This window comes from Acidocella sp. MX-AZ02 (genome assembly GCF_000306035.1).
Classification (GTDB): domain Bacteria; phylum Pseudomonadota; class Alphaproteobacteria; order Acetobacterales; family Acetobacteraceae; genus Acidocella; species Acidocella facilis.
Genome location: NZ_JH976207.1, coordinates 1,632,755 through 1,643,015, shown reverse-complemented (window position 1 = coordinate 1,643,015; position 10,261 = coordinate 1,632,755). Strand labels below are relative to the sequence as shown.

Below are 10,261 nucleotides of genomic sequence, written 5' to 3'. Positions count from 1 at the left end.
ATTACGGCAATCCGTCACCGGCCGCCCCCGCCGCGCCACCCGCGCCGCGCGGTCTGAAACTGAACATGCCGACCTCCGACGCGCAGGCGGCCACCGCCTCGGATTTCTCGGTGAAGGGCAATGCCGGGGCGGATTGGGATGCGGCGCTGACCAAATGGGTGCAGGAGCACGCTTATTATCCGCAAGCCGCGATTGAGCAGAACCAGGAAGGCACCGCCACGGTGGAATTCACCGTCGACCGCCAGGGCCATGTGACCGGGCTGAAGCTGTTGGATTCCGCCGGCTCGCCGTTCCTGGACCAGGCCTGGGAGCAGCTGTTCAGGGACAATACCCTGCCGCCTTTCCCGCCGGATGCGAAGGATGACCATGTGACGGTGCGCTACACCGTGCATTACCAGCTGATCCGCTGAACGCTTGCATCGACTCGCGCATTCTGGCTGAACCGGCGGATGGACGCGCATGTTTTCGGCATCACCCAGAGTCTGAGCGGCAAAAGCTGGATCTGGCGGCCAGGCCAGGCGGAGCGCCAGGGCGAGGGGCTGGCGCAGCAGCTGGGCATCCCTGAGCTGATGGGGCGGTTGCTGGCCTCGCGCGGTGTCACCGTGGACCACGCCCCCACCTTCCTGGACCCGACGCTGCGGGCGATGCTGCCGGACCCGTCCAGCCTGATCGACATGGATGTCGCCGCCGGGCGGCTGGCCGATGCGGTGCTCAAGGTCGAGATGGTCGGCGTATTTGGCGATTACGATGTCGATGGCGCCTGTTCGGCGGCCCTGATGGTGACGCTGCTGCGCCAGCTCGGCTGCGCGGTGACCTATCACGTGCCGGACCGGCTGACCGAGGGCTATGGCCCGAACAGCGATGCGCTGCGGGCGATGGTGGAGCGCGGGGCGAGCCTGATCGTGTGTGTGGATTGCGGCACCGCGGCGCATGCCGCCTTCGCGCCACTGCATAATGCCGCCGACATCATCGTGCTGGACCATCATAAATCAGAGGGCCCGCCGCCGCCGGTCTGCGCCACGGTGAACCCGAACCGGCTGGATTGCCCCTCCGAGCTGCGCCATATCTGTGCCGCCGCCGTGGCCTTTCTCAGCGCCGTGGCGCTGCTGCGCACGCTGCGCCGGCGCGGCTTCTTCGCCGATAGAGCGGAACCGGATCTGCGCGAGATGCTCGACCTGGTGGCGCTGGCGACGATTTGCGACGTGATGCCGCTGAGCGGGCTCAACCGCGCCTTTGTGGTGCAGGGGCTGAAGGTGATGGCCAGGCGCGCCCGCCCCGGCCTGGCGGCGCTGCTGGAGGTGGCAAAGCTGAACGAGGCGCCGACGGCGATGCATTGCGGCTTCGCGCTGGGGCCGCGGATCAACGCCTCCGGGCGTATTGCCGAGGCGGATATGGGGCTGCGGCTGCTGCTGGCCGAGGATACCGAGCTCGCCACCGAACTGGCCCAGGCGCTGGATGCGGTGAACAAGCAGCGCCAGACCGTCGAGGCCGGGGTGACGAGCGACGCGATGAGCCGCGCCGAGGCGCAGGTGGCGGGCGGGCACGGCATCATCCTGCTGGCGCAGGAAGGCTGGCACCCGGGCGTGGTCGGCATCGTCGCGGGGCGGGTGAAGGAGCGCTTCAACCGGCCGGCTTTGGTGGCGGGCATCGCCGATGGCATCGCCAAGGGCTCCGGGCGGTCAGTGCCGGGGATCGATCTCGGCGCGGCGGTGATCGCGGCGCGGCAGAGCGGGATTCTGGCGACCGGTGGCGGCCATGCGATGGCGGCGGGCTTCTCCGCCCCGGAGACCGCCCTCTCCACCTTCCACGGCTTCCTGAACGACCGGCTGGCCAGCGCGGCTTTGTTGCCGCCGAGTGCCGAGCTGCTGCTGGATGGCGTGCTGGGGCTGGCCGGGGCGGATGCGGCGCTGGCGCAGATGGTGGCCCGGCTGGGGCCGTTTGGCACCGGCAATGAGGAGCCGCTCTTCGTGCTGCCGCGCGCGCGGGTGGTGAAGACCGACCGCATCGGCAAGGACGGCAACACCATCCGGGTGATGCTGGAAGGCGAGGGCGGTGGGCGGATGAAGGCGCTGCTGTTCCGCGCCAAGGACGGCCCGCTGGCCGAGGCGCTGAGCCGCGTCGGCGGCGCGCCGCTGCATCTGGCGGGACATTTGCGGGCGGAATCCTGGCAGGGCAGGGTCTCGGCAGGTTTTTTCATCACCGACGCCGCGCCGGCTTGACGCGGGACGAAGAGGGCCTTATCAGGCGCTCCACCTTTAGTCCCCATCGTCTAGAGGCCTAGGACACCGCCCTCTCACGGCGGTAACAGGGGTTCGAATCCCCTTGGGGACGCCATTCCCGAACAAAAGTAATAACTTCGTTCGGCGTGTTTGGCAGGTCAGCAAGAGCAGCCCGCACAAGCAGAGATTTCGGCCCGGTGAGTTCAATCGCCTGTTTGCTGACGACAACCTTGTCCACGAATAATTTGATGTAGGCCTTGCGCAGGTCCGGCTGTGCTTTGTGCAAAGTGGCGCGGACGGTTTCGCTGAGGCGCTGGAGTTTGGCCTCTGTAAGCTGCGGGCGGTTGGTCGGTTGCAGGGCGGACGCCTGGTCAAGCTGCGCGGTGAGGGTTTTACGTTTGGCTTTCAGCGCGGTCATGCGTTCGCGCAGCGCGGGATCGTCGACCTCCATCAGCCCGTCTTCGACCATGCGCAGCAGGCGCTTGATGGCGCCGTCCGTCTCGGTCAGGTCGGCCTTGATCTGGCCGAGCTGGCTGCGCTGCTGCTGGGCGTCGGCCTTGGCCTTGTCGAGATAAGCAGAGACGAGGTTGGCAAGCCTGTCAGATGCGAAGATGCGCTCGGACAGCGTGTCGATCACCGCGTGGTCGAGCTTGGGCATCGAGACGGTGCAGCCTCCGCAGCGCGTAGGCCCCTTCTGGGCGCGTCCGGCGCAGGTGTAATAGCGATAGCCTTTGCCGGTCCGCAGCGTCATGCCCGCGCCGCAATGGGCGCACCTCAAGCTAAAAGCTTGAGGCTCTAGCGGCGCAGGTGCAGACCATGCTGAGCCTCGATCCGCATAACGGCACGCTCTATGTGTTCCGCGGCAAACGCGGCGATCTGGTGAAGATCCTGTGGTGGGATGGCCTTGGGGGGCTGTTTTGTAAACGGCAGCGATCTTGTTATAAACCGATCGATCTATTATTATCTGATCGATGGCACGCCCCCGTACACTCGATGATGACGCCCTGCTCGACCGCGCCCGTGACGTATTCTGGCGTCAAGGCTACGCCGCCACCTCCCTGCGGGATCTGACGAACGCCACCAAATTATCCACGGCGGCACTTTATAACCGCTTCGGTGATAAGTCTGGATTGTTTCGTGAAGTCTTGCGCCGCTATGCCGATACCGGGCTGAGCGGTCAGCTCTTGCCGGGCTTGGCCGCCTTGCCCGACCCTCGTGACGCCATCGCCGGGTTGTTCGCGGCGCTAATCGCCCTCTCTTGCTCGACCGAAACGCCGTCTGGCTGTCTGCTCATCAACACCGCGCTGGACGGTGCGGCGGACACCGCCACACGCGGCTTGGTTCGCGAACGGCTCGGCGAGGTGGAAGCCTTCCTGCGCGCCCAGATTGAGCGTGCCGTGCTGGCCGGGCTGCTCCCGCCGGGCACCGAGCCAAGCCGCGCGGCCGAAGGGCTGTTTGGCGCCGTGCTGGCGTTGCGTGTTCTCGCCCGGTTGGACCCGGACCCGGTGCGCCTGCGCCGGCTGGTTGAGGCCAACCTGGCCCCGCTCGGACTAACCCTTAAACCAGGAGCTTGATGCAAGTGATCGATCTTTATTACTGGACCACGCCAAATGGCCATAAGGTCACAATCTTTCTCGAGGAGACCGGTCTGCCTTACAAGATCGTGCCGGTGAATATCAGCAAGGGTGAACAATTCGCGCCTGAATTTCTGGCGATTTCCCCCAATAACCGCATGCCTGCCATGGTTGACCATACGCCCGAGGACGGCGCCGGGCCGCTCAGCATTTTCGAATCCGGCGCGATTTTGGAATATCTGGCCGATAAATCCGGACAATTTCTACCCCGCGCGCCCCGCCCGCGCTTCGAAGTGCTGCAATGGCTCTATTGGCAGATGGGCGGGCTTGGGCCGATGGCCGGCCAGAACCACCATTTCGTGCAATACGCGCCGGTGCAAATTCAATATGCCATCGACCGCTATGTGAACGAGACCAACCGTCTCTATGGCGTGCTCAACAAGCGCCTGGCCGGGCGCGATTACATTGCCGGGGATTACTCCATCGCCGACATGGCCTGCCATCCCTGGATCAAGCTCCACAAAAATCAGAAGCAGACGCTGGAGGATTTCCCGCATCTGGCGCGCTGGTTCGCGCTGGTGGGCGAGCGTCCGGCGGTGCAGCGCGCCTACGCGCTGGCGGAGAAGATCAACACCGCGCCGGTGGTGAGCGAGGAGGCGCGCGCCATCCTGTTCGGCCAGACCGCGACCAACCTCACGGAGAGCAAATAATGACCGCCACGATCAAGCTTTACGACCTCGCCGCCAAGGATGAGAGCATCCGCTTCAGTCCGAATTGTTGGCGCGTGCGCTTGGCCCTGGCGCATAAAAACCTGCCTGTCGAAACCATCGCCTGGCGCTTCACCGAGAAGCAGGAGATTGCTTTTTCCGGCCAGGGCAAGGTGCCTGTGCTCGTCGATGCGGGGCGCTGCGTGGTGGATAGCTGGGCGATCGCCGAATATCTCGAGGCGACCTATCCGGATCGTCCCTCGCTTTTCAACGGCGTGGCCGGCAAGGCCCTGACCCCCTTCGTCAATGACTGGACCGAGACCGTGCTGCATCCGGCGATCGCACGGCTGATTCTGCCGGAGATCCACGCCATGCTGCATCCCAAGGACCAGGATTATTTCAAGACCACGCGCGAGGCTTTCTTCGGGTGCAGCCTGGCGGATCTGGCGGCGGAACGTGAGGCGCATCTGAGCGCGCTGCGCCAGGCGCTGCGGCCGCTGGCGGCCACGCTCGGCCAGCAGCCTTATCTCGCCGGTGAGGGCCCGGCCTATGCTGACCATGTCGTCTTCGCCGCGCTGCAATGGCAGCGCGTCTGCGGCGGACATGACGTGACCAGCGCCGAATCCGCTCTGTCGGGCTGGTTCACGCGCATGCTCAATGCCTATGAAGGGCTGGCTCTCGCCATGCCCGCCGCGGCTTGAAGGAGGGGCTGACATGGCGATTAAAGCTTGTGTCTTCGACGCCTACGGAACCTTGTTCGACCTGGCCTCCGCCACGGCGCGCTGCGACCAGGTTCCGCCCGAGCAGCGCGCCCCCTTGAGCGCGCTCTGGCGCGACAAGCAGCTGCAATATACCTGGCTGCGCGCCCTGCAGGGGCGCTACGCGGATTTCCGCCAGGTTACCGCCGAGGCGTTGGAATTCGCTTTGGAGAGCCTGGGTCTCGCCAGCCCGCAGCGTCATGCGGCGCTGATGGGGCTGTTCGAGACGCTGCACGCCTTCCCCGAGGTGCCAGACATGCTGCGCGCTCTGCGCCGGGCCGGGGTGAAAACCGCCATTCTCTCCAACGGCACCCCGGCAATGCTGGCATCCTCCCTGGTCAGTTCGGGGCTGGACGGGCTGTTCGACGAGGTGCTCTCCGTCCATCCGCTGCAAACCTACAAAACCGACCGGCGGGTCTATCAATATGCGTTGGACAGGCTGGGGTTGATGGCGGCGGAGATCAGCTTCCAATCCTCCAATGGCTGGGATGCGCATGCGGCGGCGGATTTCGGCCTGCACGTGGTCTGGTGCAACCGCTACGGCCAGCGCCGCGAGCGCCTGCCCGGCGCCCCGGCGCATGAGGTCACCAGCCTGGCCGCGCTGCCGGCGCTGCTCGGGCTTGCCCCCTCATGACCGGCCCGCATCTGGTTTATTTCGCTGACCCGATGTGCTCCTGGTGCTGGGGGTTTTCGCCGGTGATCGAGGCCATCACGCGTCGGTTCGGCGATGCCCTGCCGGTGCGCCTGGTTCTGGGCGGGTTGCGTCCTGGCAATATAAACGCCATGACGGCGTCAGACCGCGCCGAGATCCGCGCGCATTGGGAGCATGTGGGCGAGGCTTCCGGTCAGCCATTTGATTTCAGCTTTTTCGAGCGCGAGGGCTTCGTGTACGACACCGAGCCCGCCAGCCGCGCCGTGGTGGTTTTTCGCCAGCAGGGCATGACCAGCGGGCTCGCCGCGCTGGCGCGGATTCAACGCGCCTTTTACGCCGAAAACCGCGACGTGACGGCGGCCGAGGTGCTGACCGACCTGGCGATGGAACTGGGCATGGACGAGCTCGGCTTTAAAACGCTGTTCAATGACGCTGCCGTGGCGGCGGAAACCATGCAGGATTTCGCCCTGGCGCAGCAAGCGGGCATACGAGGTTTTCCCACACTTATCTCCGGGACGGGAGATCAGAGTGGCTATGCACTCGTAACGAACGGCTTTCAGCGGGCGGACAGGCTGATTCCAGCACTTACGGCCTGGCTGGAGACATTGTAGGTACCGCCGATTTTTCTCCCTGTTGTGAGCAAGGCGACGCCGTTGCGAGGTGTTCCCGTGTTTTGCCTTCGATGTGGCGATCATAAATCATCCACACGACAAATGCGCTGGAACGCCTGAAAGCCTCCATAGACTCACTGAAAACCTCGCATGTCATTCTTCGTGACCGCTTTTACGTCACCCGGCCCGGCGCCCCTTCGCCCGGCAGCGCCAGGCCCAGGCGCCGGCGCAGCGAGGCCATGTTGCCGGCGATGACATCCTCCAGCGTGTAGCGCTCCAGCACCGCCAGCATCGCCGCCAGCGCCTCGTCCAGCACGCTCTCCAGCCCACAGGCGCCGCGGATCGCGCAGCTGCCATCGCCCTGGCATTCCACCAGGGCGAAATCCGGCTCCAGCTTGCGCACCACATCGCCAATACGGATCTGTGCCGGCGGATGCGCCAGCCGCATCCCGCCCTGGCGGCCGCGTATCGTCTCGATCAGCCCGGCCTGGCCCAGCCGGTGCACCACTTTCGTCATATGGTTTTCCGAAACCCGGTAGGCGGCGGCAATGTCGCTGATCTGCGCCAGCCGGTCGGGCCGCATGGCCAGGTAGATCAGCGTCCGCAAGCCGTAATCGGTGAACCGGGTGAGATGCATCCTTGCACTATACCCCTCGCCGCCGGGCCGGTTAAAGCCGCTCGGCGAAAATTTGCGCGGGCGGCAGACCGGCCGCGCGCGCCACCGCCAGCACCGCGTCCAGCATCTTTGGCGGGCCGCAGACATAAAGATCCGGCGGCGTTGCCGCCGTCTTCAGCGCCACCGCCAGAGCCTCGGCGCTGCTGCCCTGGAAGGCCGTGCAGCCCGGCTCCGGCTGCCAGACGGCGAGGATTGTTTCCAGCTGCGGCAGGTCCGCGCGCAATTCCGCCAGCAGCGCCTCCGGCACTGCCTCCGCCGCGCGGTTCACCCCGTAGATCAGCTTCACCGGCGTGGCATCCTGGAAGGATGCCATCTGCCGCAGCATCGAGAGCAAAGGCGCGAAACCGCAGCCGCCGCCGACCATCCAGCGCGGGCGCGGGCTGGCCTCGTCCAGGGTGAAATGGCCGAGCGGCCCGCGCAGCTCCAGACGGTCACCCGGCTTTGCCGTAGTGGCCAGCCAGCCGGAAAAGGCGCCGCCCGGCACCAGCCGGATCAGGAATTCCAGCTCCCCGTCCCAGTTCGGCAGATTGGCCAGCGAATAGGCCCGGCTGACCGTGCCGCCGGGCAGGCACAGCTCCATATATTGCCCGGGCAGAAAATCCGCCGCCTGGCCGCTTGCCGCATCGGGCACCAGCCGCAGCACCAGGCTCACCGCCGCCGCCCCGCACGGGTGCAGCGCCTCAACCACCGCCGCGCGCACCGGCACGCTCTGGCGGGGCAGCTGGGCATCGTCATAGGGCAGCGCCACGACGAGGTCGGCCGTTGGCAGGCAGCGGCAGAGCAGCACGCCACCCGGCCCGGCCGGCAGCGCGGCGGCGCTGTGCGGGCCCATCTCATAGCTGCCCGCGCGCACATGCGCGGCGCATTGGCCGCATTGCCCGTCCCGGCACATGGCGGGCGGGTAGAGGCCGGCGGCTTCCGCCGCCGCCAGCACGCTCTGCCCGGGAGCGGCATCGATTTGGAGGCTTACCGCGTCGCGGGTCTGCAAAGTGAGCTTCATCGTCTTGTCCCTGGAAACAGGCTGGCCGGGGAAATACCCGGCCAGCCTAGCGGTTCAGGCCGCGCGGGCCAGCGCCGCCGCGATATCCGCCTCGGCCGTGGTGATCGGCTGCACGCCGAATTTTTCCACCAGCACGTTCAGCAATGCCGGCGTCAGGAAGGCGGGCAGGCTCGGCCCCAGCCGCAGATTGCGCAGCCCCAGCGCCAGCAGCGTCAGCAGCACCGCCGCCGCCTTCTGCTCGAACCAGGAGACCACCAATGTCAGCGGCAGATCATTCACCCCGCAGCCAAACGCCTCCGCCAGGGCGCTGGCGATCTGGATGGCGGAGTAGGTGTCGTTGCACTGGCCGACATCCAGCAGCCGCGGCAGCGGGCCGATATTACCGAACTCATGGCTGTTGAAGCGGTATTTGCCGCAGCCCAGCGTCAGCAGCACGGTATCGTCCGGGGCGTGGTCGGCGAAGTCGGTATAGTAATTGCGCCCGGGGGCGGCACCGTCGCAGCCGCCGATCAGGAAGAAATGCTTGATCGCGCCGGCTTTCACCGCGTCGATCACGGTCTGCGCCGCCCCCAGCACCGCCTCACGCGCGAAACCGACCAGGATGCTGGTCTCCGGCGCGGTTTCGGCGAGGCCCGGCATCGCCTGCGCGGCCTGGATCACCTGGGCGTAATCATCATGCTGGATATGGCGCAGCCCCGGCCAGCCCACTGGCCCGGCGGTGAAGATGCGGTTGCGGTAGGCGGGGCGCGGCTCGATCAGGCAGTTCGAGGTCATCACGATCGGGCCGGGGAAGTCGGAAAATTCCTGCTGCTGGTTCTGCCAGGCGCCGCCGTAATTCCCGGCCAGATGCGGGTAGGCGTGCAGCTTCGGATAGCCATGGGCGGGCAGCATCTCGCCATGGGTGTAAATATTGATGCCGGTGCCCTGGGTGGCCTCCAGGATCTTGTGCAGATCCCGCAGATCATGGCCGGAGACCAGGATCGCCTTGCCGGCCACCGGGCTGGTGCGCACCCTTGTCGGCGTCGGCTGGCCGAAGCTGCCGGTATTGGCGGCGTCCAGCGCCTCCATCACGGTCAGGTTCAGCTGGCCCAGCGCCAGCGCCTCTTCCAGCAGCAGGCCGATATCGGCCGGGTCATGCGCCAGCACATCCAGCGCATGGGCGATGCCGGCATAGATTTCGGCGCGCTGTTCGCCCAGCACCTCGGCATGGTGGGCGTAAGCGGCCACGCCTTTCAGCCCGTAGAGCAGCAGCGCGCGCAGCCCGATCACATCCTCGCCGACCAGCTCCAACCCGGCTCGCACCGAGGCGATGTTGGCCTGCGCCAGCAACCCGGCCAGATCCGCCGCCGGGGCGAAATGCGCCGCCGCACTGAGGCCGGTGAGCGGCTCTCCGGCCGCCTCCAGGGCGCCGCGCAGCCCATCGCGCCGGCGCGCCGCCTCGGCGATCAGCTTGACGAAGACCGTGCGGTCGAAATTCACGTTGGTGAGGGTGGTGAACAAAGCATAGAGGATGAAGCTGTCCGCATCCTGGTCCGGCGTGCCCCGCCGGTGCAGCCGGCTGCTCAGCTCGCCCAGCCCTTTCAGCTGGTAGATCAGCAGATCCTGCAGATCCGCCGTGGTCTCATCCTTGCCGCACACGCCCTTGGCGCTGGCACAACCCGCCTGCCCGTCCTGGCGCGCCGTCTGCTCGCATTGAAAACAAAACATCGCCTGCTCCTCGAAAAATCATTCCACCCTTAAAGGTGCGTTCTAAATACATCTTTCCGCGGGGCGACCATTGATTCAGATCAAGGGGCACGCTTTGCCTCCAGCCAGCCGGCGTGCATGCTGGACGCGCGGCCGCTCTTGTTTCGACAGATACATATCAGGCCGCCCCACCGCGCCTCGAACGCTTCGCTCGAGCTACAGCCTCTAAGACTGGCCAGAAGCTGCGCTCAGACTCGCTGGGCTCTGCCCGTATCGGCCGGGTTGCGTGGCTTGAGCGGGAAGGAGACGCTAGAGCAACATCCGATCAAACGGACTCGTTTGATCGGATAAAGTTGCTCGCTCGAACAAAAAGCTAGC

11 protein-coding genes, 1 tRNA gene and 1 pseudogene are annotated in these 10,261 nt (G+C 66.1%); 9 read left to right on the top strand and 4 right to left on the bottom strand.

The features are described from left to right. The 3 genes from MXAZACID_RS08105 to MXAZACID_RS08095 all read left to right on the top strand — a co-directional run. Positions 1-410, top strand: a 410-nt coding sequence (locus MXAZACID_RS08105) for an energy transducer TonB (RefSeq protein ID WP_008493758.1), incomplete at its 5' end; no start/stop codon positions are given. 39 nt (positions 411-449) lie between these two features. Continuing rightward, a complete protein-coding gene (gene recJ / locus MXAZACID_RS08100) occupies positions 450-2,219 on the top strand; it encodes a single-stranded-DNA-specific exonuclease RecJ (RefSeq protein ID WP_008493757.1) in 1,770 nt (589 codons plus the stop codon). A 39-nt stretch (positions 2,220-2,258) separates the two neighbouring features. Further along, positions 2,259-2,334: transfer RNA gene (locus MXAZACID_RS08095), tRNA-Glu, on the top strand. A 567-nt stretch (positions 2,335-2,901) separates the two neighbouring features. Here the strand turns inward: MXAZACID_RS08095 and MXAZACID_RS20475 are convergent. Next, positions 2,902-2,970: pseudogene (locus MXAZACID_RS20475) on the bottom strand (hypothetical protein); the annotation flags it as partial. Positions 2,971-3,035: 65 nt separating this feature from the next. On the opposite strand from MXAZACID_RS20475, the gene tnpB reads away from it, so the two are divergent. Genes tnpB through MXAZACID_RS08065 form a run of 6 tightly spaced genes read left to right on the top strand, consistent with a single transcriptional unit; the run spans position 3,036 to position 6,521 of the window. After that, positions 3,036-3,290: an IS66 family insertion sequence element accessory protein TnpB gene (gene tnpB / locus MXAZACID_RS20380; RefSeq protein ID WP_083878533.1), complete on the top strand. Its 255-nt coding sequence runs from the start codon at positions 3,036-3,038 to the stop codon at positions 3,288-3,290. Next, positions 3,191-3,793 carry a TetR/AcrR family transcriptional regulator gene (locus MXAZACID_RS08085; protein WP_008493755.1) on the top strand — a complete coding sequence of 201 codons (603 nt, stop codon included), beginning with the start codon at positions 3,191-3,193 and terminating at the stop codon, positions 3,791-3,793. The genes tnpB and MXAZACID_RS08085 overlap by 100 nt, the downstream gene beginning before the upstream one ends. A 5-nt stretch (positions 3,794-3,798) precedes the next feature. Next, positions 3,799-4,503 carry a glutathione S-transferase N-terminal domain-containing protein gene (locus MXAZACID_RS08080; protein WP_008493753.1) on the top strand — a complete coding sequence of 235 codons (705 nt, stop codon included), beginning with the start codon at positions 3,799-3,801 and terminating at the stop codon, positions 4,501-4,503. Then, positions 4,503-5,201 (top strand): glutathione S-transferase family protein, encoded by a 699-nt coding sequence (locus MXAZACID_RS08075; RefSeq protein WP_008493751.1) that lies wholly within the window; start codon positions 4,503-4,505, stop codon positions 5,199-5,201. The genes MXAZACID_RS08080 and MXAZACID_RS08075 overlap by 1 nt, the downstream gene beginning before the upstream one ends. 13 nt (positions 5,202-5,214) lie before the next feature. Then, entirely contained in the window at positions 5,215-5,892 is a 678-nt protein-coding gene (locus MXAZACID_RS08070) for a haloacid dehalogenase type II (RefSeq protein ID WP_008493750.1), read from the top strand. Further along, complete coding sequence (locus MXAZACID_RS08065; protein WP_008493749.1) at positions 5,889-6,521, top strand: DsbA family protein; 633 nt, start codon at positions 5,889-5,891, stop codon at positions 6,519-6,521. The genes MXAZACID_RS08070 and MXAZACID_RS08065 overlap by 4 nt, the downstream gene beginning before the upstream one ends. 172 nt (positions 6,522-6,693) lie before the next feature. On the opposite strand, the gene MXAZACID_RS08060 is transcribed toward MXAZACID_RS08065, so the two are convergent. From MXAZACID_RS08060 to hcp, 3 genes are read right to left on the bottom strand one after another with little or no spacing between them, the layout of a single operon-like run. Further along, entirely contained in the window at positions 6,694-7,158 is a 465-nt protein-coding gene (locus MXAZACID_RS08060) for an Rrf2 family transcriptional regulator (protein ID WP_008493748.1), read from the bottom strand. A 31-nt stretch (positions 7,159-7,189) separates the two neighbouring features. Then, on the bottom strand, positions 7,190-8,197 hold the full coding sequence (locus tag MXAZACID_RS08055; RefSeq protein WP_008493747.1) for a 2Fe-2S iron-sulfur cluster binding domain-containing protein: 1,008 nt from the start codon (positions 8,195-8,197) through the stop codon (positions 7,190-7,192). Positions 8,198-8,251: 54 nt separating this feature from the next. Continuing rightward, positions 8,252-9,904 carry a hydroxylamine reductase gene (hcp, locus tag MXAZACID_RS08050; protein ID WP_008493746.1) on the bottom strand — a complete coding sequence of 551 codons (1,653 nt, stop codon included), beginning with the start codon at positions 9,902-9,904 and terminating at the stop codon, positions 8,252-8,254. Between the last annotated feature and the right edge of the window lie 357 nt (positions 9,905-10,261).

Excerpts from the sequence above, each read along its gene's own strand:
- recJ (WP_008493757.1), top strand. The coding sequence starts at position 450 with ATGGACGCGCATGTTTTCGGCATCACCCAGAGTCTGAGCGGCAAAAGC.
- hcp (WP_008493746.1), bottom strand. The coding sequence starts at position 9,904 with ATGTTTTGTTTTCAATGCGAGCAGACGGCGCGCCAGGACGGGCAGGCG.
- MXAZACID_RS08065 (WP_008493749.1), top strand. The coding sequence starts at position 5,889 with ATGACCGGCCCGCATCTGGTTTATTTCGCTGACCCGATGTGCTCCTGG.
- tnpB (WP_083878533.1), top strand. The coding sequence starts at position 3,036 with ATGCTGAGCCTCGATCCGCATAACGGCACGCTCTATGTGTTCCGCGGC.
- MXAZACID_RS08060 (WP_008493748.1), bottom strand. The coding sequence starts at position 7,158 with ATGCATCTCACCCGGTTCACCGATTACGGCTTGCGGACGCTGATCTAC.
- MXAZACID_RS08055 (WP_008493747.1), bottom strand. The coding sequence starts at position 8,197 with ATGAAGCTCACTTTGCAGACCCGCGACGCGGTAAGCCTCCAAATCGAT.
- MXAZACID_RS08070 (WP_008493750.1), top strand. The coding sequence starts at position 5,215 with ATGGCGATTAAAGCTTGTGTCTTCGACGCCTACGGAACCTTGTTCGAC.
- MXAZACID_RS08085 (WP_008493755.1), top strand. The coding sequence starts at position 3,191 with ATGGCACGCCCCCGTACACTCGATGATGACGCCCTGCTCGACCGCGCC.
- MXAZACID_RS08075 (WP_008493751.1), top strand. The coding sequence starts at position 4,503 with ATGACCGCCACGATCAAGCTTTACGACCTCGCCGCCAAGGATGAGAGC.